This window comes from Shewanella sp. HL-SH5 (genome assembly GCF_051163755.1).
GTDB classification, from domain to species: Bacteria; Pseudomonadota; Gammaproteobacteria; order Enterobacterales; family Shewanellaceae; genus Shewanella; species Shewanella glacialimarina.
This window is the reverse complement of sequence record NZ_CP195038.1, coordinates 16,938-40,917: the sequence shown is the minus strand read 5'-3', so window position 1 is coordinate 40,917 and position 23,980 is coordinate 16,938. Positions and strand designations below refer to the sequence as shown.

22 protein-coding genes are annotated in these 23,980 nt (G+C 42.2%); 4 read left to right on the top strand and 18 right to left on the bottom strand.

Going from position 1 to position 23,980, the window contains the following annotated elements; genetic code table 11:
- Positions 1-234: 234 nt before the first annotated feature.
- Together ACRWQM_RS00160 and ACRWQM_RS00155 are read right to left on the bottom strand one after the other, a co-directional pair.
- On the bottom strand, positions 235-1,101 hold the full coding sequence (locus ACRWQM_RS00160; RefSeq protein ID WP_434930858.1) for a substrate-binding periplasmic protein: 867 nt from the start codon (positions 1,099-1,101) through the stop codon (positions 235-237).
- 1,019 nt (positions 1,102-2,120) lie between these two features.
- The gene (locus tag ACRWQM_RS00155; protein WP_434930857.1) at positions 2,121-2,264 is read right to left on the bottom strand and encodes a hypothetical protein; all 144 of its coding nucleotides are present in this window, start codon (positions 2,262-2,264) and stop codon (positions 2,121-2,123) included.
- Positions 2,265-2,588: 324 nt separating this feature from the next.
- Between ACRWQM_RS00155 and ACRWQM_RS00150 the strand changes: the two genes are divergently transcribed.
- Positions 2,589-3,602: a hypothetical protein gene (locus tag ACRWQM_RS00150; protein ID WP_434930856.1), complete on the top strand. Its 1,014-nt coding sequence runs from the start codon at positions 2,589-2,591 to the stop codon at positions 3,600-3,602.
- A 352-nt stretch (positions 3,603-3,954) separates the two neighbouring features.
- Here ACRWQM_RS00150 and yqfB read toward each other — a convergent pair whose 3' ends face one another.
- Together yqfB and ACRWQM_RS00140 are read right to left on the bottom strand one after the other, a co-directional pair.
- Positions 3,955-4,311, bottom strand: a complete 357-nt coding sequence (gene yqfB / locus ACRWQM_RS00145) for a N(4)-acetylcytidine aminohydrolase (protein WP_434930855.1) — start codon at positions 4,309-4,311, stop codon at positions 3,955-3,957.
- 33 nt (positions 4,312-4,344) lie between these two features.
- A complete protein-coding gene (locus tag ACRWQM_RS00140; RefSeq protein WP_434930854.1) occupies positions 4,345-5,214 on the bottom strand; it encodes an AraC family transcriptional regulator in 870 nt (289 codons plus the stop codon).
- A 280-nt stretch (positions 5,215-5,494) separates the two neighbouring features.
- Between ACRWQM_RS00140 and ACRWQM_RS00135 the strand changes: the two genes are divergently transcribed.
- On the top strand, positions 5,495-6,658 hold the full coding sequence (locus tag ACRWQM_RS00135) for an iron-containing alcohol dehydrogenase (RefSeq protein ID WP_434930853.1): 1,164 nt from the start codon (positions 5,495-5,497) through the stop codon (positions 6,656-6,658).
- A gap of 103 nt (positions 6,659-6,761) precedes the next feature.
- Here ACRWQM_RS00135 and ACRWQM_RS00130 read toward each other — a convergent pair whose 3' ends face one another.
- The 9 genes from ACRWQM_RS00130 to ACRWQM_RS00090 form a co-directional block, all read right to left on the bottom strand.
- A complete protein-coding gene (locus tag ACRWQM_RS00130) occupies positions 6,762-7,688 on the bottom strand; it encodes a hypothetical protein (protein ID WP_434930852.1) in 927 nt (308 codons plus the stop codon).
- Positions 7,689-7,880: 192 nt separating this feature from the next.
- Positions 7,881-8,894: a formate dehydrogenase subunit gamma gene (locus ACRWQM_RS00125; RefSeq protein ID WP_434927618.1), complete on the bottom strand. Its 1,014-nt coding sequence runs from the start codon at positions 8,892-8,894 to the stop codon at positions 7,881-7,883.
- 47 nt (positions 8,895-8,941) lie between these two features.
- On the bottom strand, positions 8,942-9,538 hold the full coding sequence (gene fdh3B / locus ACRWQM_RS00120; RefSeq protein WP_226412374.1) for a formate dehydrogenase FDH3 subunit beta: 597 nt from the start codon (positions 9,536-9,538) through the stop codon (positions 8,942-8,944).
- A gap of 22 nt (positions 9,539-9,560) precedes the next feature.
- Positions 9,561-12,410 (bottom strand): formate dehydrogenase subunit alpha, encoded by a 2,850-nt coding sequence (locus ACRWQM_RS00115; RefSeq protein WP_434930851.1) that lies wholly within the window; start codon positions 12,408-12,410, stop codon positions 9,561-9,563.
- Positions 12,411-12,428: 18 nt separating this feature from the next.
- Positions 12,429-12,623: a formate dehydrogenase gene (locus ACRWQM_RS00110; protein WP_434927620.1), complete on the bottom strand. Its 195-nt coding sequence runs from the start codon at positions 12,621-12,623 to the stop codon at positions 12,429-12,431.
- 75 nt (positions 12,624-12,698) lie between these two features.
- Entirely contained in the window at positions 12,699-13,364 is a 666-nt protein-coding gene (locus ACRWQM_RS00105; RefSeq protein ID WP_434927621.1) for a TorD/DmsD family molecular chaperone, read from the bottom strand.
- A gap of 10 nt (positions 13,365-13,374) precedes the next feature.
- A complete protein-coding gene (locus tag ACRWQM_RS00100) occupies positions 13,375-15,057 on the bottom strand; it encodes a 4Fe-4S binding protein (RefSeq protein ID WP_434927622.1) in 1,683 nt (560 codons plus the stop codon).
- A gap of 94 nt (positions 15,058-15,151) precedes the next feature.
- Positions 15,152-15,772, bottom strand: a complete 621-nt coding sequence (locus ACRWQM_RS00095; protein WP_434927623.1) for a DUF3306 domain-containing protein — start codon at positions 15,770-15,772, stop codon at positions 15,152-15,154.
- Positions 15,769-16,236, bottom strand: a complete 468-nt coding sequence (locus ACRWQM_RS00090; RefSeq protein WP_434927624.1) for a DUF3305 domain-containing protein — start codon at positions 16,234-16,236, stop codon at positions 15,769-15,771. The genes ACRWQM_RS00095 and ACRWQM_RS00090 overlap by 4 nt, the downstream gene beginning before the upstream one ends.
- Positions 16,237-16,616: 380 nt before the next feature.
- Between ACRWQM_RS00090 and ACRWQM_RS00085 the strand changes: the two genes are divergently transcribed.
- Positions 16,617-17,465: a formate dehydrogenase accessory sulfurtransferase FdhD gene (locus ACRWQM_RS00085; RefSeq protein WP_434930850.1), complete on the top strand. Its 849-nt coding sequence runs from the start codon at positions 16,617-16,619 to the stop codon at positions 17,463-17,465.
- Positions 17,466-17,563: 98 nt separating this feature from the next.
- Here the strand turns inward: ACRWQM_RS00085 and rlmF are convergent, their stop codons facing one another.
- Both rlmF and ACRWQM_RS00075 read right to left on the bottom strand, forming a co-directional pair.
- Entirely contained in the window at positions 17,564-18,586 is a 1,023-nt protein-coding gene (gene rlmF / locus ACRWQM_RS00080) for a 23S rRNA (adenine(1618)-N(6))-methyltransferase RlmF (protein ID WP_434930849.1), read from the bottom strand.
- Entirely contained in the window at positions 18,586-18,984 is a 399-nt protein-coding gene (locus ACRWQM_RS00075) for a flagellar basal body-associated protein FliL (protein ID WP_434927627.1), read from the bottom strand. Before ACRWQM_RS00075 ends, rlmF begins: the two co-directional genes overlap by 1 nt.
- Before the next feature lie 110 nt (positions 18,985-19,094).
- On the opposite strand from ACRWQM_RS00075, the gene ACRWQM_RS00070 reads away from it, so the two are divergent.
- Complete coding sequence (locus ACRWQM_RS00070) at positions 19,095-19,670, top strand: chorismate--pyruvate lyase family protein (protein ID WP_434930848.1); 576 nt, start codon at positions 19,095-19,097, stop codon at positions 19,668-19,670.
- A gap of 39 nt (positions 19,671-19,709) precedes the next feature.
- Here ACRWQM_RS00070 and ACRWQM_RS00065 read toward each other — a convergent pair whose 3' ends face one another.
- The 3 genes from ACRWQM_RS00065 to ACRWQM_RS00055 form a co-directional block, all read right to left on the bottom strand.
- Positions 19,710-22,550, bottom strand: a complete 2,841-nt coding sequence (locus ACRWQM_RS00065) for an immune inhibitor A domain-containing protein (RefSeq protein ID WP_434930847.1) — start codon at positions 22,548-22,550, stop codon at positions 19,710-19,712.
- Between the two features lie 12 nt (positions 22,551-22,562).
- Positions 22,563-22,874 (bottom strand): hypothetical protein, encoded by a 312-nt coding sequence (locus ACRWQM_RS00060; RefSeq protein WP_434927630.1) that lies wholly within the window; start codon positions 22,872-22,874, stop codon positions 22,563-22,565.
- 261 nt (positions 22,875-23,135) lie between these two features.
- Positions 23,136-23,732 carry a YhgN family NAAT transporter gene (locus tag ACRWQM_RS00055; protein WP_226412348.1) on the bottom strand — a complete coding sequence of 199 codons (597 nt, stop codon included), beginning with the start codon at positions 23,730-23,732 and terminating at the stop codon, positions 23,136-23,138.
- Positions 23,733-23,980 lie beyond the last annotated feature (248 nt).

The window sequence follows — 23,980 nt, the reverse complement described above, 5'->3', positions numbered from 1 at the left end:
AGTGGCTTGTTTGCTATCAGTATTGATAAGAAAATTTAGCGGGGGCGGGATAAACTTTATAAAAAATCAGGTAACCGATCTGCTTTTACCTTGTTTTGTATTGCTCTTTGCAACAATCATCAAGCACGCCATGTAGGAAAAAAAGCCATTCAATAACACGTGCCGATCAACTTAGCGATAAAGTTTACTCAGTCCACTAATTATTGAATAACCATTAGACTCAGCTTTTTACAGCTAGTGGGTGGGTGAAGCAGCTAAGCGTATGGTGACATTGTCATCTAAGGTGAGCGATAGCATTTGCTGGAATTTGTTCTCAATGGCGAGTCGAGTGCCGTCTTGTTTTATTTGCGCTAGGCCAAAATTAAAGTCATCGCGAATATCGGCGTGTAAAAATGCAAATCGGTAGGACGTAGGGGCAAATACTTTATGGCAAATCACCTCTTGTTGTACTTCTTCTTTAGTGAGCTTGCCTGTGAAATAGGACTGCCTTAGGTAATAAATAAAGATATTCTTATCCATCACGGCCACATCTATTCTCTGTTTCATCAGCATTTTCACTTGAAGTATTTGCTTCGCCTGTTCGCTATATTGGCTGTTAAGTGCGGCCATGTTAGTGAAGTCTTTACCTAAAAGCATAGAGGCTCGCTGAAAAGCGACAATGCTCTTGTCTTGTAAATCGGTGACTTTCTCTAAGTTGAAATGGTTCTTTTTAAGACTAATGGCACAATTTTGAAAACGCATGACCACATCTGAATAAAACACGCCTTCGAGCATGTTTTGTTTAGTATTAATGATGCCATCGAGTTTGCCTTCTTTAAGTGCATAAAAGGTACGCGCTAGGGGCAGGTATTGTATGTTGACGCTATGGCCTTTAACGGCAAGGGCACTTTTGAGCAATTCGAGTTCTAGACCACTGTTAGATTCTTGAATGACATAAGGGGGAATTGAAAAGCTGACACCGATTTCAAGATCTTTGGCTTGTATGCTGCCAGAAAATAAATAAAGTAAAATCAAGCCAATAGCATTTAAACACTTAGCCTTTAGATCCGCTAATGTTAACATATTAGATTGTGGGAAGAGCCGATTGCTCTCATTATTCATTTTATTATTGACCTCTAAATGATGGTGGACACTAGCCCTGCTTCAGCGATTTTTTCTGCCGTTACCTAACTTATCCAATCATGATTACACCTAACTATAAGAGGTCTTATTAGATTAGCATACTTTAATTTTGTTAACTTTAAGCTCAGAGAACTGCGGTATTGGCTAAGGGCCTGAATGCCTGAGTATTAAGTTTGAAATGGGTGGCTCTTTCACGTCTATCCCATAGGGATATGGGAAATGTCAGTGTGATGTCGAGAACATCACTGAACATGTGATCGCGACATTCAGTTCACACTGAACATTCCTGCGGCAGGCAATAGATTAATATCAAGTATGGGGCTTCATTGAGCTAGCCTGTATCAATAAAACTTTTGCGGTCTAAACGCCCGAGGCAAGTCGTGGCGCTTCGCCCACACCTGACCAACGGGGCAAAGCGCACGCTTTTTTACAAAAGAAGCCCTTTGGGATCCCTCAGCGCCCCAGACGAAAAATGCTGAAAAGCGCATAATTTTCGATGGGGGTCGATCCAGCTTTTAACCTCACCTATAACCGGCTTCAGCCATTATCGATAAGCCCTAACGCTTCCGATAGGCCGTCCCTGGCCCAACGAAATCTAGCCTGGCATCCATGCCAAGCTCATGGCCTTTTCTCGATGGCCTCAATTCAAATTAAGCAGCCCATCTTTAAATGCAGATGACTAATGATGCAAAATTGAAAAGACAAAATATCAGCTACTGGTAAGCCTAAGGCAGGCAATAGATTCAATTGCAGTTATGGTCTACTGTGATTTAACCAACAAAAAATAAAGTAAAACATTGAATTTAAGATACAAACTTGTTGGCTTATACAAGCTTAAGGACAGAATTGGGTAACCTGGAACACTATCATCGAGCACACCATTTAAGGTACAAGCCATTCAATAGCATGTGCCGATCAGCTCCCTTTTTTAAAGTTTACGCTGCCCCAATACCCCTCTTACCTTGGGAAGATTGTTTCAAAATTAAGCTTAACTCTAACTAATTGCCTGCCGCAGGCTTATGTGTAAGCACTTCTGTGACACGCAGCAAGTACGTCCCTGTAAGCTCAACGATGGCATCCATGCCATCGACGGTCACAGCCGCGCCTACACCTAATAATTTATGTCTTCGATTAGGCTGCATTGGTAATAACGCCTTTAGATCTTTGGCTGATACGAAAATGTCAGGTACTGGTAAGCCTAAGGCAGGTAATTGGTTGGGTGACCGTTATGTCCTACTGTGATTTAACCAACAAAAAATAAGTAATATATTGAATTTAAAATACAAACTAGGTTAAATTATGAAAACTTAAGGACTGAGTTGGGTAAGTTCGAACACAATCATCGAGCACACCATTTAGGGAAGAAGAAGCCATTCAATAACTTGAACCACTCGACTCCTTTTATAACGTTTGCTCTGAATCCCACTAATTGAATTGTAATTGCACTAATTGCAAAGGAGTATTAAATGACTGAAGTTGTAGAATTCGAGGGATATGAAGATGAGAATAATGTAGTTGTAATAGGGAATGAAAAGGCTTCTGAAAAAATTAGTTTTCAATTGGCACAAGACTTTTATAATGAATTCACTGGTAAATCCGAAAGATTGAGAGAGCTTTATAGCGACTCTTTTATACTAAAATTATCTCACGTTGAGCAATTACACCATAGATTAGAGCAATCAACTGAGCAATATAATATATGTTCCTTCCATGAAACTTACTCAGTAAATTATGTAGATGATTCATCTGAAAGATTCAGTAGCTTAGAGCGTTTAAAATTACATGTTGGTGCCAGAGGCTCAGCCGTCGAAGAGGTAATAATAAAATATAATATTCTTATTATTTTACCCAAAACTAAACGTCCTCAAGAGTACGTTATTTCAGTCAGAATGGCTTCTCGTGTAGCTAAAATAGAAAGCTTAAGAAATAAATTAGACTCAGTTCCATTTGACATACCTCTTCATCAATTTGAAACAGCTAATGCAGCATCATTTAGCATTGAATATGTAGATAGCACGGTAGCGAACGCGTTAATGAGTGTAATAAAGAATTGGTTCAACACGATTGATAAAAACACAATCCCATCTTCAGTGAAAACGGCTCGTAAATTTTCTCATTTCGCTCCTCGGTTGACTAAGTATTCACTATTATCCCTAGTTAGTTATTATGTTTATGCATCTTCAGATAAATTCTTATCCTCCGAAAACGATATTAAAACGGCTGTATTATTTACATTAGGCTCTGTTTTAATTGCGCATTTATCTATTCGCTTAGGTATGTTTTTTGGCAAAAGAATTGAATATAATTTAGATAGTATTTACGAGCAATCTTACATCAATTTCTCTGGCGCGGATGATAATTTTGTTGCTAAGTCATCGACAAAAATCAAAGCTAGTAAAATCAAAGCTACCGCTCATTTAGTCGCATCAATAGTAGTTGGTATTAGTTGTTCCCTTATTGCAAACTGGATTGGCAGCTAACAAATAAGGAAAGGTCGCACGCAGCAGCGTCCTTAGCCCGAGTTATACCTTAAAATTTAGTGGGTCCTGGGTAAACTTTATAAAAAATCAGTTAACCGATCTGCTTTTATATTGTTTTATATAGTTTTTCCTGAAATAATCAATGAAGCTAAATCGAAGAGACAAAACTCAGGTGCAGATGAGCCAGCGAGTATCCAAAACAAGGATGTTTTGGTTAAGCCCACATGGACGTGCTTGTGGCGTCTCGCTGGATAATCTGCACTAAGGCCTGCGGCAGGCAATAAGTACCGATGAAGTATTGGGCTAGTTACACTAACCAAATTGATTGCAGTTCAGAAATTTAATTGGCAGATTAACTCACCTCAACCAGCTCAAATGAAATCATAAACAATGACTGTTGGTTTGGGTAAACCTGTTGAATAATCTGTTTCAATTCATCTAAAGGCAGGCTTTCTTGCTGCGCATGAAACGCATTAATGTCATCAAACGCCAATGGCTCAACTGACAAAATAGTAATATCACAGACCTTTTGATGGGTTTCTAAGGTGAATACTTCCACTTGCGTACCGGGTACATAGTGACTTTCAGATTCATCCCGAATGGTAATGGTTTTTTTACCAGAGGCCACCAGCGGGGTTAAATACTCAAAAAAAGTGATGCTTGTTGGTGCCATGATTTTCGCCATTGTTTTCGACATGATTTTCGACATAGTTATTGCCTTAATTGCGCGATTAGAATTGAGTTACAGCCTTGCACATTCACCAGGGCTTTGGGAAAAGTAGCGTTTAAACTCACGGCTAAATTGCGTACTACTTTCATAACCCACCTGGGTTGCCACATCTTTTACTTTCAGTTTTTGTGCTTGTAATAACTCTTTGGCTCGGGTGAGTCTAATTTTCTTTAAATACTGAATAGGCGACGATGCGGTCACCTCTTTAAAGCAACGATGAAATGCCGACGGACTCATGTTCACCAATCCCGCTAAGGTATCTACCTCAACTGACTCGCCATAATGTCGGTGAATATAGCTTAACGCCTTCTCTACTCGCGCTAAGCGGGTGTGGCTAAGCGATAATGCATATAACGGTGCGGCATTCGGGCTTTCAAGTAACCGATATAACAGCTCAAGCACTAATGCTTCACCCATCACGTTAGCTTCTAGTGGTGATTGTAATGCCTGTAATAGTCTAAACACACTACAGTCCATCTCTTCTGTGGTCGGTGCCACAAAATATCCCGATTGACGCGACTCATTCAAATCTTTGGGTATTTGATTATGCTCATCCATCAAGCGAATAATGTGATTCAGTTGCACCAAATCAATATCGACCATTAATACCAAAACCGGTTCTTCTGGGCTGGCAAAGGTTTCACATTCAACCGGTAACGGCACCGTCATCACTAACGCATTCTCGCTGTCATAGTCAAAGGTTTGATTATCTAGATAAAGCCGTTTCTTACCTTGACCCACAAATAACATGCCTTGCGAGTAACACATAGGCCCGCGCGCGCCATACTGTGAGCCCCTAAATACATGCACGCCTGCTAAATGGGTTTTATTAACCCCTTCTTTAGGTGCTAGTTGTGCCATTAATATTGCGGTGTCTGTCATATCGATTGCCCTGCCTTTTACCCCATTGGAAATACTTTACCAATAAAGCAGGAAAATGCATTAAAAAAACCACTAAAACATACTTTAACAGTAAATAGGGTAGGAATAGGCATAAAGCTGATAGTTATGTGTCTGTTTATTTTAGACCAGAAGCCTATCATTACCCCCATCAACTTTATCGCGCCAATAAGCCGTTAATGATTTTGATTAACGCGGGCAATTTATTGAACTCACGAACCAGCACCCTTTTTATTGGTTCGAAAAATTAAGGTAACATCACATGCTGAATTTTAATTATCGTAATCCTACCCATGTTGTTTTCGGTAAAGACCGTATTGCAGAATTAGACCAACTGGTACCCGCTAATGCCAAAGTGCTTATCACCTATGGCGGTGGCAGCGTTGTCCGTTTCGGGACGCTAGACAAAGTAAAAGCAGCACTAGGCAATCGTACTGTAGTGGAATTTGGTGGTATTGAAGCCAACCCTAAGTACGACACATTAATGCAAGCGGTTGAAGTGGCGCGTAAAGAGAACATCGACTTTTTATTGGCTGTTGGCGGCGGTTCAGTGATGGACGGCACTAAGTTTATTGCCCTAGCTATCCAGTTTGAAGGTGACACTGCTAGCCTACTTCATCATGGTTTTGCCCCAGTACCTGTTGCTGAAGATAAAGTGATTCCATTAGGCGTGATTGCGACTTTGCCTGCGACGGGTTCAGAAATGAATGCCTTTGCAGTTGTAAGCTATAAAGGCGGCAAATTCCCGGTGAATCACCCAAGTGTTTACCCTACATTTGCGATGCTAGACCCTGAGTTGACCTTTAGCCTACCTAAAATTCAAGTGGCTAATGGTGTGGTAGATGCCTTTGTGCATGTGCTTGAGCAATATGCGACTTACCCTGTTGATGCCCGAGTGCAAGATCGCACCGCTGAAGGCATTATGCGTACCTTAATTGAAATTGGCCCTATTACAGTGGAAGAGCCTACCAATTATGAAGCGCGCGCTAACTTAATGTGGAGTGCCACGTCAGCCTTGAACGGTATGATTGGTGTGGGCGTGCCATTTGATTGGACTACCCACATGATAGGCCATGAGCTTACGGCGATATTTAACATTGACCATGCGCAAACCTTAGCCGTGGTATTACCGTCAGTTTGGCGTGTATTGAAAACTCAAAAACATGCTAAGTTATTACAGTATGCAGAACGTGTATGGGACATTACCGAAGGTGATGAAGATAGCCGCGTTGAACAAGCGATTGTCAAAACGGAAGCTTTCTTCCAACAGGTTGGCTTAAAAACTCGCTTACGTGATCATGGTGTTGAAAAGGCACAAATCGACACGGTTATTAATGCACTAGAAGCACATGGTATGACTGCCTTATCTGAATCAGGCAAAGTTGACTTAGCCGTGAGCCGTCAAATTCTAGACATGGCTTGGTAACTGTCTAAGTTAACAATTTATTAGCTCACTGATAATAAACACATAAAAATGCTCCAGAGAGTCACTTAAACCTGACTCTCTGTTTTATTATTGAGAAAGATGTCTAAAGATATTTTTGGCAGATTGATTGTACGTCTACACCAGGGTTAAATAAAAAATCCTCCCCCGTAATCGATACCATTTGTGATTCCGTAACCAAAGGGTTAGTAATTTTAAACACCCGCCGCTTGTGCAATTGGCCCTGCATTAAAGATTGACAGTGCCATTGATAAAACAGTTGATCAAACTGACCATTTTCAATAAGTCTCAGTAAACCTACCTGAATTCTTTCTGCCAACCTTGGTGTTGCTGGGGATACATAAAAGTAAGTTGCTAGCGGAATATTTAGCAGGATGTGTTCGTCAACAATAAGCTCAGGATAAAGATTGTGGAAAATTTCAACTTCTTTATATGCCTCATTAACGCCTCGCCCAAAGGTGACAAAACGATTTTTTGACAGCATATGGAATAAACTATCATATTGAGGGCTTTCAACCACATCAAATCCCGCCTGTTTCATCGCGAATCTTGTTGACCACTGGCTACCCGAGCCTGTTTGCTGCGTCATCAATTGTGCGAGTGAATCAATATTAGCCAGCAGATGCTTATTTTCATTTTTGATAATAAACACTCTTAACCCTTGAATTCCCTTACGGATAGGGATCGGGACTGCAATTAGGTCAGTATTCCACTGCTGATTTGATGCCTCAGCCATAACATTGATAGCTTCGCCCTCTTTTAGTGACCTCAATATCCGATTGCGACTCATCACCACGTTAGCCTCGTCGATAGAAGCATCACCAAAATCAGCTTGGGTCTCTTTAATAATTAATGCTAAAAGTTCATAGGGGTATTGATAGCGATGATCGCGAGCTGAATCCGAATGATTGATGATGAATTTATCTGCAGCAACGGCCAATGGGGCAAACATAAAGCCACACAAGCTGCAAAAAAATAACAACTTCCCAACACGCTGTAAATTAAAGTCCATTTAAATTCTCTCATTTTCAAAACAGGGATATTTATTTTAAATAATACCGAGCTCAGATAATGGTAAATGCTAGCTCCATTACATAACAAGATTAGACTACATATACATAAAAAAACACCTTACTGGTTGCCCAGTAAGGTGTTTTTGTTAAATAACATTAACACAGCAGCATCTAAACAGTGCCTGTTAACCTTATTTTTTGTACTTCAATGACCCATTTGCTTTGATTTCGTCATACCACAAGTTGTGGTGCTGGATTGCCCAGTTTTCATCACAGTAGCCTGACACCATAGACTCCATGCCACCTTCACTAAGTACTGTCGCCATCCATATATGCACTATGGTAAAAGCGATGAGAACGGCGGCGCTGACGCCATGTACTAGTAACGCAACGATAGAGGCTTCACGTGGTAAATCAAGATTAGGCAGTACTAACATTAATCCGCTAATGCTGAGCAATAAACCAAAGATAACTAAGGTCCAAAACCACATTTTCTCACCCGCATTAGCAAATCCACTGTCTGGATGTTTGCCTTTAAACGGACCAAAATTAATGTAACCACCGACCACTAAAAACCATTTTAAATCATATAATTTAAAGGTTTGTAATGGCATCCACTTGATAACACACATCAACCAAGACACGATAAAAATCGGTCCTGACCAGTCATGGATAAATTTACTGGTGGCAATAATCCCTGCCCATAAACCTTCACCCACATATGGCGCGATAAAGTGGCGACCAAGCATAATAAAAATGCCTGTTAGCATAAGGGTTAAGCAAGTAACTGCCATAATCCAATGCAGCAAAATATCAGCTTTTGTCCATCTTTCTAGCAATTTTCCTGAAAAACCATGGGATAATTTTGATGGACCATTTACCAAGTAAAACACTAAGAACGCAGAAAATACACCTAACACAGCTAAAACAATTGCGGGTTTGAGGTAAGTATTGCGTAGCTCTTTGCCTTCATTACCAGCTTTGTTAATTAACACATTAGCTTCTAAGCCAGTATCGGTAGTATATCCCGGTTCACCTGCTTTCACTGCACGCCAGAGATCTGCATCGCTGGTTTTTGCCGCCTGTTGCTTAGATGATTGATCATCAGCAGCATAAGCATTTGGCATAACCAAACTGATACCTATCACCAACACTAGCAACGCAAACAATATCTGCAGTGATTTGTTTAACGATGTGTTTAACATTGTCACTCCTCATTGGGCCGCAATAATGTGCAGCCCATCCAGTGGGTTTAGATCATCTCGCCTGTTTTTGGGTTGTAACCCCAAATCACATTTGGATTACCTCGCGATGCCATACGCTGACGATAAATGTCAGATACCACACCAGCATCACCCGCAAGCAGTGCTTTTGTTGAACATAGCTCAGCACACATTGGTAGCTTGCCTTCAGCAATACGGTTTGCACCGTACTTTTGACGCTCTGCATCTGAATGTGTTTCTTCTGGGCCACCCGCACAGAAAGTACATTTGTCCATTTTACCGCGGCTGCCAAATGCGGTCTTTTTAGGGAACTGCGGCGCACCAAATGGGCAAGCGTAGAAGCAATAGCCACAACCGATACAGGTATCTTTGTCGTGAAGCACAATGCCATCTTCAGTACGGTAGAAACAATCTGCCGGACAAACAGCCATACAAGGCGCATCGGTACAGTGCATACATGCCACTGAAATTGACGCTTCACCAGGTAGACCATCGTTAATTGTCACCACGCGGCGACGTTGAATACCCCACTCTAAAGCAGAGTCGTTCTCGTTTTTACATGCTGTGACGCAACCGTTACACTCGATGCAGCGCTTGGTGTCACACAAAAATTTCATGACTGCCATAATGGCTTATCTCCTCATCAAGTTAGGCTTTGCTTATCTGACATAAACTGGACTTAGTTTCTTGCATCTGAGTCACAACGTCATAGCCATAAGTTAAAATAGTGTTTGCTGATTCACCTATCACGTAAGGCACTGTGCCTTCTGGATAGTTTTTCTCTAGGCTTTCGCCTTCAAACACACCAGCAAAGTGATAAGGCATGAAACATTCGCCTTCAATCACACGAGGGGTCACCATTGCTTTAACGGTGATTTTCGCGCCTTCTGGTCCGTGAACAAACACATCATCACCATCACGAATACCGCGATCGGCTGCATCAGCAGGGCTGATTTCGATGAACATTTCTTGCTGTAATTCAGCAAGCCATGGGTTTGAACGGGTTTCTTCACCGCCACCCTCATATTCAACCAAACGACCAGAGGTCAGAGCTAATGGATAGTCTTTAGCAAAGTCTTTGTCTTGAATTGTTTTATAAAGGGTTGGCAGGCGTGCAACCATACGATCATCATAGGTGGGGTACTTAGCCACTAAATCACGACGAGGGGTATATAAGGGTTCACGATGTAACGGAATATCGTCTGGAAAATTCCACACAATACAACGAGCTTTCGCATTACCATAAGGGATACAACCATGTTTGATTGCTACACGTTGGATACCACCAGAAAGATCTGTTTTCCAGTTTTTTCCTTCAGCAAGCTTTTTCTCTTCTGCGGTTAAGTCATCCCACCAACCAAGCTGTTTAAGCATGTCGGCAGTAAACTCTGGGTAACCGTCTTCAATTTCAGCACCTTTAGAGAATGAACCTTCAGCAAGAATATTATTGCCTTCATGTTCAACACCATAACGGGCACGGAAGTTACCACCACCGTCTTTCACTTCACGTCCTGTGCGGTACAAAATTTGCGTACCTGGATGTTTCTGTTCAGGTGTTCCCCAGCAAGGCCAAGGCAGGCCGTAGGTTTCACCGCGCGCAGGACCACCAGGTGCTTCTAGTGTATCAACATCAAATGTACCCCAGTTTTTCTGGTGCATTTTCAAACGCTCTGGGCTTTGGCCAGTATAACCAATGGTCCACATACCTTTGTTAAATTCGCGAGTCACGTCTTCAATAACAGGCTCATCATTTTTCACTTCAATGTGCTTACAGAACTGCTCAGCAACGCCCCATTTTTTGGCCAATTTATACATGATCACGTGATCAGGTAATGACTCAAATAATGGCTCAATCACTTTGTCTCGCCACTGTAATGAACGGTTTGAAGCAGATACTGAACCGTAGGTTTCAAACTGAGTAGACGCGGGTAATAGATATACCCCATCTTGACGTTGGTGCATGACACCGGCCATTGTTGGGAATGGATCGACAACAACCACGGTATCCATCTTGTTTAATGCTTCACGCACTTCACGGCCGCGAGTTTCTGTATTAACAGACTGTCCCCAGAAAAATGCCAGACGTATATTGTCTTTTTGGGCAATTTTGGTTTTATCTTCTAACACACCATCGTGCCAACGCGAACAAGGAATACCTGCTGATGTTTGTGGCGATTGACCTAAGTACTCACCTTGGTCAAAACGGTCTTTGATCCAAGTTGGCTCAAGATCCCATACACCTGCCCAGTGATCCCATGCGCCAGAGGTTAAGCCGTAATATCCCGGTAAGTTATCAAATAACAAACCAAAATCAGTCGCACCCTGTACATTATCGTGACCGCGGAAAATGTTAGTTCCGCCGCCTTCAACACCCATATTACCTAGGGCTAATTGAAGAATACAATATGCGCGAGTGTTAGCATTACCAATATGATGCTGAGTACCACCCATACACCAAACAATAGTACCAGGCTTGGTTTCAGCCATCATTTTAGCCACCCGGTACATTTGTGCTTTGGGCACACCAACAACATGCTCAACTTCTTCAGGCGGGTACTTTTTCACTTCTTCTTTGATACGTTCCATACCGTATACACGTTGAGAGATGAAGCTTTCATCTTGCCAACCGTTTTCGAAGATGTGCCATAGCAAGCCATATATAAATGGAATGTCAGTACCTGGACGAATATGAACAAATTCATCAGATTTCGCCGCAGTGCGGGTAAAGCGTGGATCAACAACAATGATTTTTGCACCGCGCTCTTTACCAATTAATATGTGCTGCATCGCAACTGGATGCGCTTCACATGGGTTTGAGCCGATAAACATCATGCATTTTGAGTTACGGATATCGTTAAACGAGTTTGTTTGCGCACCGTAGCCCCAAGTGTTTGCAACACCGGCTACCGTGGTAGAGTGACAAATACGAGCAGAGTGATCGACGTTGTTAGTGCCCCACATTGCCGCGAATTTGCGGTATAAATAAGCTTGCTCGTTCGAAAATTTCGCGCTACCCATGAAGTAAATAGAATCTGGACCTGATTCAGCACGTATATCGAGTGCTTTCTGGCCAACTTCTTCAATGGCTTGCTCCCAAGATAACCGCTTCCATTTTCCACCTTCCAGCTTCATTGGATATTTAAGTCGTTTCTCACCGTGTCCGTGCTCACGTAATGCAGCACCTTTAGCACAGTGACCACCTTGATTAAATGGATGATCAAATGCTGGTTCTTGACCAGTCCACACCCCATTTTGAACTTCGGCATAGACACCACAACCCACTGAACAGTGAGAACAAATGGTACGTACGACCTCAGTTGGCGCGTTATGTGGTACATCTTTGGCTTCAGCTTTACGCATCATGCCGGCACCTAACATCGACGCTGCTGCAATTCCACCAGTCGCCAAACTGGCCGACTTGAGAAACTGACGTCTGTTAAGACCTAGGCCTGGCTTTTCAGCTTTTGCGACCGTGTCAGATTTACGGGTTAATCGCATTTCACCCTCTCCTATTAGTTATTTACTTAACGAGGCATAGTAGTTACGAATATGCTCTGTTTCTCTGTAGTTGTTGCTTGATGGCTCGTCTGTTGCTTTGGGTGAGGCCGCTAATGCTGGCGCACTCACACTGGCAACCGCGCCTGCTACGCTACCTAACGCTAAGGCTTTTAGCATTTGACGGCGTCCCATGTCGGAAGCTTGCTTCTTCATAGTTTCTCCTTGTTTAAATCACCCTAATTACTTAGAGCATAAATGACTTACATCATGGCGAGTGCCATCAAGTCATTAGTTTACTTGCACGACTTCATCAGTAACCGGCTCAAGCTCTTTACTACCTGGGCAGTTCACCGGTATATCTAAACTCAGTTGGTCAAATTCGTTTACTTCAGCTTCAAAAAACGCTTTGGCTAATTGCGCTACAGGTATGTAGAACTTTGCGCTAGGCGTTCTTGCTAATGCTTCACAGAAGCGATTAATCCATGAACCAATATGACGTTGATAAAATGCCAATTGGCGATAGCCTGGCGCTTCTAAAATCAATACCCCCATCACTTCGCACAATGCGGCTACATGATCTTCCGGCTCTTTGACATTTTCTTCGCGCTCAAAACCCATTTGCATCAAATCGGTACGCAATAATGCCAATGGCTTATCCATTAATGAGCCAGTCATAAACCAACTGCCATAGGGGATAATTTCACCGCTACCTACGCCCAAGAAAATACTAAAATATTCATTTTCTAGTGTTTCTACATCACTACTTTTCGCTACCGTTTTTAAGGCGATCCATGCTTGATTCATCGCATTACCTTCTTCGGCATCTACGTCTAAATCAGCTAAAAACTGTAATAACTCTGCATTAGGATGACGACGCAACAATGCGGCTAATAGCTGATAAATATCGGCTCTTAATTGATCGTTTTCGCTGATTTCTCTTTCTATTTGGGTCATAGCAGATCTCTTATCGCAATTGCTTTTCTGGATCTTGAAGAATGTCTTCAAACATGTCTTTTACGCGGCAGTCGCCACACATTTTTAAACGTTCAATATTGGCACTAAATGCACTGTGCGCACCGACCATTTCAACCATTTTGCGTACCATTGATTGAGTAGCAAAAGCGCTACCACAGGTAATACATTCAAAAGGGGCTTCTTCTTTTAATGTTGTCAGCCCTTGGCGGCTGTCTCTATCAAAGTTAACTTGTGGCGCTAAACTAATCACGCTTTCAGGACAGGCACTTTCACATAGTCCGCACTGGACACAATCTTGCTCGACAAAACGTAATGCCGGTGTGTTACCGCCATCTTTTAATGCCTGTGTTGGGCAGATAGACACACACGACATACATAAAGTGCACTTATCAACATTCACCTTTACTTGACCATAGGGCACATTAGCTAAGGTTAGTTGAGTTTGAATCGCACCCGCTTGGCTGTTGAGATGATCAATGGCTTGGTACAAAATATCCCGTTTGGCATTGTGACTATCAGCATTGACCGCTAGGACCATAGGCACAATAATCGGCCAGGTCATACTCGTGGCCAACGATTGCTCAAGCTCAGTAAGGTCAGTTGCAGAAATAAGGCGTAAGCGCTGTGGTTGGCCCATCTCATCTAATATACGGTTGGCTAAACTAAGTTCGCCCTGCATCATTTGAGTTAATGTCGGCGCTGTAGCATCGGTATGTAAAATCAATACTTCACGTGCCCCATGAGCCAAAGCGGCGAGCCAGTGGTCAATACTGGCTACGGAAATTTCTTCCATTGCGATGGGCAGTACATCTCCCGATAAGGTATCGGTGATCAGGTCGCTACCCGCAATATTGTCATGGAATAAAATCACCGGCGCGACTTGAACTTCAGCCCGATAACGGCTGATTAACTTTTCAAGGTAGGTATGTAGCGATTTAGGTGTGGGTAAGTCATAGCTTATGGCCCCTGTTGGGCATAAATTTGTACAACTGCCCGCACCATGACAAAGGTAGGGATCGATTTCGATTTTTTGTTCAATACTGCTTATAGCATCGGCAGGACAAAAGTTTAAACAGCGGTTACAACCATTAATCCCATTACGATTGTGCGCGCAAATATCGGCATTCACCTTAACGTAACGGGGCTTATCAAACTCACCAACTAAATCTGGAATTTGTTCAATGGCCTCAGCTAATTTTTGGGCGTCTGCACCGACATAGAAGTAACCTGTGGGAAGTAATTCAAGGTTAATACAGGGCGCTGAACTTAAATCTACAATAATGTCAAAATGTGCCTGACGAATCGCCACAGCACTTAACTCTGCAACACCACCGGCATCGGCTTCTACACTGACTTGAAACTGCCCTAAAAAACCTTTAATACTTTTGAGTTTATTGTAAAAGCTCTCAACACCTTCGGCGGCATTAATAACCTTTTCAAGGTAGTTTTCATCTTGACTAGTAATCGATTCATTAGCCAAAATGACTCTACTGGCCATCATGGGAAGTGTGTCTGCAGCAAGACGAGCTAAATCTTCAGGGCCGATGAACAAAACATGGCCTTGGGTGGAGTAACTTACCGTAGGCGGGATCAAATTCTGCAGAATTTGGGTATTCGCCATCACTTGTTGCCGAGCTTGCTTAAGCTCGAACTGGGATTGTCTCATACTCATTGCGTTCCTAATTTTTATTATTAAGTGAGCTATTTTCTCACTAGCAATATCTGGCGATATTGATTGCTAATCGTTAATTATTAGCGCCCCCCAATTAGCTAACTTTTACCGCATCACCAGTAAAAGAATGGAATTGCTGTTCATCAGACTGCACTTCCATTAAAACTAATGCTTGGTTAGCATCGACATTTTCCAAATCGGTACTGCTTGTATCTTGAGTTTCTGAACTAACCCTATCTGTTTTTTGGTCACTTGAATCATTCAGCTCATCAGACTGAGCTGTTTCAAGCAGTTCATCCTCGGGTGACTCTTCTTTTTCAATAACGTGTTTAAATATTTTCTTTGCAAGCTCTGCTGACACTTCAGCCGATAATTTGGGTTGATTGGTATAATCAAGTGCGTATTCCAGCAAACCGTCAATGTGACCATATTGTGGCTGCTTCCAAAGTGCTTTTAATGCGGCGGCTTTAGTTGCTGGATCAACATTTTTGGCCATAAAACTAGCAAAACTACCACCCACTTCAATCGAATCAGGATCGGGTAACTCTTGCACTGAAAGTGCATTAGCGTCTTCTACATTAAGATTTGAGTCTGCTTGATTTAAGTCTTCTTCTGCCTCCAACGTTGTTTCGACATTTTGAGCAATATCTGGCTGTTCAGCCTCTTTGGCAACTTGTTCGCGGCGCTGATTCCAACGGCTTAACAAATCACTCATTGCATTTTTCCTGGGCGATTTGCACTTGGCCCGTCGTTGTTGCGACGATTAACATGCTTGCGACGATGGGCACTAATTTCAACTTCACCATGGCGGGTAATAAAGGCTTCAATCCAACATGCGATGGCTTTAGGCATCAACACGTTAAATACTGGCGTATCGGACTCTAAACACGCTGCGCCGACATTTTGGTCAGCAGAAATCATTGCCGGTACCCAAGTTCCATCAGAAAGTTCATCACAAACGATGTAGATCATGGCATTGTCCATATCAAGATTTATTCGATAACTGCCACGCTGATCACGATGCAACTCAAGTAAGATTAATATCGCGCCTTTAGGGGCGGGCTGAGTAGCAGGCACCATTTGGTCCATTTGCCAGCATGTAGTTGTCCAGCGACCGACTTGCTTAGTCACTTTTTTTAACGAGACATACATTGGCCAAACGCTTTCGGTATGTTGCATACGGTGCTTCACCTTTGTGTTGCTTAACACTTAATTAATGCCAGTCGCGCGCGATAAATACCCTATAGTTACCCTGTATACAGCAATAACAATGCCAATATGTTTTATAGGGATAAATTTGAAGTGGGTCTCAAAAGTCCACTAACAGGTAGACAAATTGTCCTAGCTGCATTTAAAAAGTAGGACATAAGTACACGCTTTGATAGCTCGATTGAGCAAAACATGCGCTGGATCACGCAACGCTAAACATCTGCATGCCGAAATGAGAAAAATTGATATTCTTAAACAATAGATTTTTATTATTGCTGCTAACAATATATTTATGGTTGCGGTATTTGATAGATGATTTAAGCCAATAACCTATAAGGTAAACCTTGCTTATGACCCAATCGACTGAGCACTTATCTGCCCGTAAATCAGCTATCAAATTTATCAAAACCCAAACTGAAGTCCCCCTCACCTTGCCCGTTGTGGCATATAACGAACGGGGTGAAGCATTAGATAAATTTGTTGCTTGTGAGCGACCGCTTACGGTCTACTTGAATTGGCAACCCATAGTGACGCTAATGACGCTAGGCGCTAAGCCTGAATCATTAACCTTGGGCTATTTAAAAAACCAAGGTTTTATTAGCAATATCAGTTTATTAGAATCTGTTATTGTCGATTGGGACGTCAGTTCTGCTGCGGTGATCACTACGGAAAACATCGATGACTTAGCGGCTAAATTATCTGAAAAAACGGTGACATCGGGCTGCGGGCAAGGCACGGTTTATGGCAGTTTTTTACAAGGTTTAGATGAAATTCATTTATCTGCACCATTACTAAAGCAGTCGATCATTTACAGCTTATTGAACAACATCAACGCCTATAACGAAACTTACAAAAATGCTGGTGCGGTACATGGCTGCGGTATTTGCCAAGATGATAATATTCTTGCGTTTGTAGAAGATGTTGGCCGCCATAATGCCGTTGATACATTGGCTGGGGACATGTGGATGGATCAGCAAAACGGTGATGATAAAATTTTCTACACCACAGGCAGGTTAACCTCAGAGATGATCATCAAAGTGGCCAAAATGGGCATTCCCATTTTGTTATCTCGTAGCGGTGTCACACAGATGGGATTAGAGCTGGCGCAGCAACTAGGAATAACCCTTATCGCCCGCGCCAAAGGCCGTCACTTTTTGGTTTACCATGGGGTAGAGAATATTGTGTTTGATATGAAGTAGCCATAGCAATCAACAGTAATAAATTAGCCCAACGTTGAACCTGCACAGGCGTTAGAACATATAAACTTGCTGATCAATTATGCTTTCGAATAGAACTATTATAAACGAAACTTAGCCCATTGCTCTCTTAATGATGGGCTTAAATAACTCCACACTAGAATACGGGTTTGTTTATTACCTTGACGCATATCAATGGTATTGATTGTCTCTGCGCCGCATTCTTCAAGCAGTTTATAACATGGTTTAAGGTTATCAGACTTAGACACGAGAGAACTGAACCATAACACTTGATGTTTAAACTGGCAGCTTTCGGTAATCATGTTGCGCAAAAACTGGATCTCGCCACCTTCACACCATAACTCGGCTTTTTGGCCACCAAAATTTAATGCTAACTTGTCCGCTTGAGCATTAACAACTGAATGCTTTTTAGCGCGATTTGCGGCTAAATTCGACAGCTTGCGTTGGCTTCCCGCCATGGCATCATCTAAAGATTGATGGAATGGTGGATTACATAAAGTGATATCAATACGATCACTTGCGTTAATCACCCCTTTAAATATCGCCTTAGCATCGGTTTGTTGTACCAATTTAAGCTTTGAGGTTAACGCAGGGTTATGGCTGCAAATTGCTGCGACATTACTTAATGATTTTGCATCGATATCTGATGCGGTAAATTGCCAGCCATAACATTGAATACCAAGCAAAGGATAAATGCCATTTGCTCCGGTACCAATATCAAGAGCGTGTATTTTTGCCCCTTTTGGCACTTTGCCCTTTAGCGCCAATAAATCAGCAATATAATGCAAATAATCTACCCGCCCAGGAATAGGGGGACACAGGAAACCTGCAGGAATATCCCATTTATCTATATGATAATGTAGCTTTAGCAGTGCGGTATTTAAGGTTTTTACTGCTTCGGGATTGGCAAAATCGATTGAGATATTACCATAGGGATTGGGGCGGACAAACTGGGACAATTTGGGTAATACAGCAACCAACGAGGTAAAGTCATAGTCCTGATTATGCAGATTACGGGGGTGAAGAGACTTACTATCACCGGATTTGCTAGTCGAAGATTTAGCAGGGCACGTTTTGCCCTGCATAGATGATTTTACTGCCATTAATCGTACAGATATTTCGTAAACAATAAGTTAACCACCAGCGAGCGGCCGGTTTCTTGCTCTAATAGACGATTGACCATCTCATAGCATTCTCGGCGAATTTCATCACGGCCTGATAATGATTTAACTTTATCTTCCGCCTGATTACCTAATATTTCTACAATGGCGGCACGCAATAATGGATCATGGCGCTCAATGCTTACCAGATCAGCCGGATTTTTCACCATTAGCTCAACATTAATACGAACAAAACCGAGTTTCTTACGGTTAGAAATATAATTGGTGACGATTTCAGGCTCAAAGCCATAGTAAGCATATTCTTCACTGATTTCATCAGCACTTTGGACGTTAAATGCAACTAACAGCAGTAGCATGCATGCTGAAACAAATTTTTGCATAGTGTGATGCTCTCCTTGAGTGATTAATAAGCAGATAGCCGCTTTTGTGTATTTCATCTTGTTGAGCATGGTAAACTGCTCGGGTCTAGGTATATTGTAACGAGTTTTTGATGAATGTGACCAGTAATAGCTTTCCTTATGGTGAATCAATTTTATGGTATTCACCTGAAAAAGCCGCCTCACTTCCCCACACACCGCTTAAAAACTGGTTATTAGCCACAGGCAGTTTAACCGAAAAATTAAAAAAACATTGTAACAACTTCTCCGTTACGGTTTTAGGTGAACATTTGTTGTCTCCTTTACCAAATGAGCTTCCAAGCCAGTCAGAACCCGTTTGGGTGCGTGAAGTATTACTCAGTCTAGACGATATTCCTTGGGTTTTCGCCCGCACCTTAATTCCACAAGCATTATTAGATAATACCTTGTACGACTTTATTCACCTGGGCAACAGACCATTAGGCGAACTGTTATTTACCCATAACGAGATCATACCGGGAAAAATTGAAGTTGCAGCGTTTGAAACCTGTGGCCGTTTAGCGCAACTTGCCACCAGCTTATCTCAACCTGTTGACGACACGCTTTGGGGCCGTCGTCGATACTTCCATATTGGCACATCTGAGCTTATCGTAAGTGAAATATTTTTACCTGCTGCAGCGGAAAAGATAAAAAAATACCGCCTAGATTAGGCGGTATTTTTTGTCATGCGATTAGGGTTACGACTCAGATTAAATTCTGCGGCGCACTCCACAGAGAGCCAACGCAAATAAACTTAGCCATCCTAAGCTACCACCGCCACCAGAATCGGCCGGAGGAGTAACCACTGGTGGTGTGATCACCACTGGTGACGAGACTGTTATTGCCTTAGTCACCGTTTGAGTATTACCAAGTGTATCTGTCGCCACTAACGTAATCGTGTAGGTTCCTGCTTGAGCATAGGTATGGGTTGGGCTAGTTGCAGTGCTGTTATTACCATCACCAAACTGCCACACATAAGTCAAACCACCAAAACCATTACTAGAATTATTGGTTATGCTAAGCACCAAGTTTGTCGCTGAAGCACTGAAAGCTGCGATAGGTAAAATCACGACTCTAACGGTTTTAGCAACCTCAAGCTTATTCCCTTCACCATCTGTAACCGTTAACTTCACAACATAATCACCCGATAAGGCATAAGTATAGCTAGGTGCAACGACACTGCTGGAACCAAGATTATCACCAAAAGTCCAAGTGTATTGGTAATTACCATCACCTCCATTTATGTCGGCATTAAAACTTACAGTAGCACCATTTAAGCTAGTAACAATATCACCGCTCAATGGGCTGGGAGGTAATACAATCGTGCTTGAACGCTTAAATTCTACCGTAGCTGAAGTGCTATTGGCTGATTGCGCCGTCACTTCCATTGTTAAGCCAAGTTCGGTTAACTGGATCCCCGCCTGAGGCTTAAGGGGGGCACTGTAATCGTTACTGTCATCAAACATGCTATTGGCAGATAAATGATTGTCACCTGGATAGCTTGACTGAACAAATTGGCTAAACGCGGCATCACGGATTTGTGTATCTGTCGCACTCTGCCCAATCAAGTTTTGATCGGCATCGATTACACCAATTAATCCTTCACCTGGATGATTTGAAACATTGTTATCAGCCTGATTAAAGTTTTCTAACCACACTAATACTCCCGGAATATAGCCATGGCTGACTAAACCTTTATCAATGCCTTGATGACTTCTTAGTTGAACGATGTAGCGGCTGGCCTTGCCTGGACGTGTATCATCTACTCGACTGAAGCCATTCAATATCATTTTAGAAGCTGTTTCAGCATCATCGTTATATATCACGCTGATATTGTTAGTAAGCTCTAGTTCATCAACAACAAAACCATAGTCACCTTCTGCGGTATCGGTTACATAATGCATCGAAATAGTCACATTTTTTCCGGCAAAATCTGCCAGATCATAGCTCAACTTTATCCATGAGTTTGCACCAGTAGCTGCGCCTATATCACTCGACTTACCACTAATATAATGCTTAACCGAGCCGTAAAGTGGGTTACTGGCTTTAGTGTAATTACCCGCAATAGCAACACCGTTCACTTTAAGCTGCATATAATCATAATCGTCTTCTATACTCCAATGCGCTTGGAAAGCTAACGATAAAGGTGTTGCACTAGGCAGGGTGAGATTAAACGACATTTGTTGATTAATATCATCACCTTGGCCAGAGTAATATTGGTACTCTCCCGCATAAGGCGCGGTAAACTCAACGGGGCTAATAGGTAAAGGTATTGAAATTTGGTTTACATTATTGGCATCTACCGCATGGGCTAAATTAACACTTAAGCCTGATTCATCGATACTTGATAAAGCCACTTCCTGCTCTTTAACCCATTTACCCTTATATTTTTGTTGTAAATATGAGCGAGCATAAGGGCTAAAACCTGTAGGTTCACTCCCTGCAATATTGCCGGTCCAGCTACCACCAGACATTAAAGACCAAGACCCCACAGGTGAACCATCGCCTATATTACTGGTATCATATTCATCTGGTAGCCCTAAATCATGGCCAAACTCGTGCGTACACACGCCGGCAGCGGCATCAATAGGTTGTACCGTATAACCGTAAATCTTCATGTTCCGGCCAGGGATTTTGTATCCCTCGGTATCGGTATTAACAAAGAAACGATGCGACCAAATAGCGTCGGTACCTAGCACACCACCACCCGCTTCCTCACCCACGCTAGAGTGAAATAGCATGATGTGATCGATTATTCCATCAGCTTCCTCGGTATTACCGTCACCGTCCAAATCATATGGGTCTTCGATATCATAAGTCGCTAACTCTGCATCCGACATACCGGTAATCGCTTTAACGACCGCTTCTTTTACCAGTTCAGGCACGGCGCTATCATTATCATCGTTATCAGCATCATTACCGCCATAGTATGCGGCATTGTTGTCTGCGGTAACCCAATTAATCACATTGCCACTGAAGGTAAATGACTGACCTGATGCCGCTTTAAAATATTGGTATGCTGATTGTAACGTTGCCGGATTAGCATCTGGGCCAGTAAAGCCTGAAGTTGAAAAAAGGAGGTTTTGATAATGTGATACTGGATAGCTGCTATAGAACATATCTGTATCAGCACTCGCTAGACGATTATCATTATGGCGAAGGTCTGGGAAGTCCACCAGCACGCCTAATACCTTAACGGTTTTAGTGATATCCTCATCCGCCAACATAACTGCTGACTGCATCTCCATTCTAGCTTGCTTAACTTTGCTTGCTTTTATTGAAGCTTCAGTCTTAAGCTCAAATTTAGACGGCGTAAATGAAGACTTTAATCCACGGGCAATAAATGCATCAACAGCTGAGTTTTTAGCTTCTTCAGTGGCATCTTCTGCGACTTCGCCGCGCTTGATTAACCAGTAAAGTACTTGTTCTTTATTAATCACGCCGCCATCTGCTGGAGAGCCTTTTATTGGCGCAGCAATAGAGCCTGAAGCACCTATCGTCAGCAATAAGCCTAACGCTGCGGCTAACGGTAATTTTGTAGTATTGTTCATCGATATCTTTCCTTAGTTATCGCTAGGCTTGTGTGTCAGCGGTTTGGGGCATTTAGCAAACGGCTTTTGGCGTTTGCTGATGTAATCTGCAACAACTTGGTCAATTTCTTGTTGGTTCATGGACGTGGTTATCAAACCTTGTTTACGTAAATTATCGGCAATTTTTGATTTATCTCGAATAGGTGGCATGGCACCACATCCCACAGTTGTTGGTTGGCTAACTTCTGCTGAGGTAATATTCTCTGCTTGTTGATTTGCTTCATTAGCTTGGCAACCAAACATCAATGCGATGCTTAGCAATAATGCAATTTTAGTGAATTCCATTCGGTTTACCCCTAGAGTATTCACGTAAGATTAACAGTTGTTACCGCTAGCGTACAAACAAAAAGCCCCTCATTTTTACGAATTAATGTTCAAATAAGTTTGAGCGTGTAAAACATCACCGATTTTGCTGTAACCTTTGGTATACCGCATTGTTAACGATTTAAATATTGGCAGAAAGAACAAAAACGGCAGCCAATTTCGGCTGCCGTAGAAAATCTAAAACGAAAAAGATTAAATAAGAAAGTGACTAAAAACGATAGGTTATTGCGCCAGTGTGTTCATGTAGCTTGAAATACCATCTAAGAACATTTGCACTGAAATCATCACCAGCACCATCCCCATTAAACGCTCTACAGCCGTTAAGCCTTTTTCGCCCAACACACGAGTGAACACTTTATAAAACATCAGAATAAATGCGCTTAATCCCCAAGCTGAAACAAGGGCGATAGTCCAATCAGTCATTCTACTACTATCTGTATGAGCCAATAATATCAATGCTGCCAAAATAGACGGTCCGGCCATAAGCGGAATAGCCATAGGCACAATAAAGGGTTCTTCCCCTGCAGCTAAGCCGACAACACCGCCAGGCTGAGGAAAAATCATTTTTATCGCAATCAGAAATAAAATTATTCCACCCGCAATGCTGACCGACTCTGAACGCAGATTTAAGAAGTTAAGAATGGCTTCACCGGCATACAAAAACAGCAACATGATCACTAACGCAATAAGCAATTCACGAATTAATACCCGGCGACGTTTCTTGGGATCAATATGGCGTAAAATCGATGCAAAAATAGGCAGATTACCTAAAGGATCCATAATTAAAAACAACATCACCGCAGCAGAAAAAATATCCATAAGTCACAATCTATTTAGTTAGCCAATACAATAGCTCATATTGTATACCTAATCCGTCACTTATGGATGCGAGAAAATGCGCTATTATTTTTTAGCCAATGAATTAGTTTTTCTCACCTGAAGCAGCACAAATTTATTGATTCACGAACCCTACAGCCTAACTCCTTTATCTCAGGCCATTGTAATTTACACATCTATGCCTGCACGCTAGCTACATAAGAGTACAAAAATGCTATACTGCTGCGTTT

Coding starts and splice junctions, on each gene's coding strand:
- ACRWQM_RS00130 (WP_434930852.1), bottom strand. CDS start 7,688: ATGGACTTTAATTTACAGCGTGTTGGGAAGTTGTTATTTTTTTGCAGC.
- ACRWQM_RS00060 (WP_434927630.1), bottom strand. CDS start 22,874: ATGGAATTCACTAAAATTGCATTATTGCTAAGCATCGCATTGATGTTT.
- ACRWQM_RS00095 (WP_434927623.1), bottom strand. CDS start 15,772: ATGAGTGATTTGTTAAGCCGTTGGAATCAGCGCCGCGAACAAGTTGCC.
- ACRWQM_RS00105 (WP_434927621.1), bottom strand. CDS start 13,364: ATGACCCAAATAGAAAGAGAAATCAGCGAAAACGATCAATTAAGAGCC.
- ACRWQM_RS00055 (WP_226412348.1), bottom strand. CDS start 23,732: ATGGATATTTTTTCTGCTGCGGTGATGTTGTTTTTAATTATGGATCCT.
- ACRWQM_RS00110 (WP_434927620.1), bottom strand. CDS start 12,623: ATGAAGAAGCAAGCTTCCGACATGGGACGCCGTCAAATGCTAAAAGCC.
- ACRWQM_RS00160 (WP_434930858.1), bottom strand. CDS start 1,101: ATGAATAATGAGAGCAATCGGCTCTTCCCACAATCTAATATGTTAACA.
- ACRWQM_RS00070 (WP_434930848.1), top strand. CDS start 19,095: ATGAATGTGACCAGTAATAGCTTTCCTTATGGTGAATCAATTTTATGG.
- ACRWQM_RS00065 (WP_434930847.1), bottom strand. CDS start 22,550: ATGAACAATACTACAAAATTACCGTTAGCCGCAGCGTTAGGCTTATTG.
- ACRWQM_RS00150 (WP_434930856.1), top strand. CDS start 2,589: ATGACTGAAGTTGTAGAATTCGAGGGATATGAAGATGAGAATAATGTA.
- ACRWQM_RS00100 (WP_434927622.1), bottom strand. CDS start 15,057: ATGAGTATGAGACAATCCCAGTTCGAGCTTAAGCAAGCTCGGCAACAA.
- ACRWQM_RS00075 (WP_434927627.1), bottom strand. CDS start 18,984: ATGCAAAAATTTGTTTCAGCATGCATGCTACTGCTGTTAGTTGCATTT.
- ACRWQM_RS00135 (WP_434930853.1), top strand. CDS start 5,495: ATGCTGAATTTTAATTATCGTAATCCTACCCATGTTGTTTTCGGTAAA.
- rlmF (WP_434930849.1), bottom strand. CDS start 18,586: ATGGCAGTAAAATCATCTATGCAGGGCAAAACGTGCCCTGCTAAATCT.
- ACRWQM_RS00090 (WP_434927624.1), bottom strand. CDS start 16,236: ATGCAACATACCGAAAGCGTTTGGCCAATGTATGTCTCGTTAAAAAAA.
- yqfB (WP_434930855.1), bottom strand. CDS start 4,311: ATGTCGAAAATCATGTCGAAAACAATGGCGAAAATCATGGCACCAACA.
- ACRWQM_RS00140 (WP_434930854.1), bottom strand. CDS start 5,214: ATGACAGACACCGCAATATTAATGGCACAACTAGCACCTAAAGAAGGG.
- ACRWQM_RS00115 (WP_434930851.1), bottom strand. CDS start 12,410: ATGCGATTAACCCGTAAATCTGACACGGTCGCAAAAGCTGAAAAGCCA.
- fdh3B (WP_226412374.1), bottom strand. CDS start 9,538: ATGGCAGTCATGAAATTTTTGTGTGACACCAAGCGCTGCATCGAGTGT.
- ACRWQM_RS00085 (WP_434930850.1), top strand. CDS start 16,617: ATGACCCAATCGACTGAGCACTTATCTGCCCGTAAATCAGCTATCAAA.
- ACRWQM_RS00125 (WP_434927618.1), bottom strand. CDS start 8,894: ATGTTAAACACATCGTTAAACAAATCACTGCAGATATTGTTTGCGTTG.
- ACRWQM_RS00155 (WP_434930857.1), bottom strand. CDS start 2,264: ATGCAGCCTAATCGAAGACATAAATTATTAGGTGTAGGCGCGGCTGTG.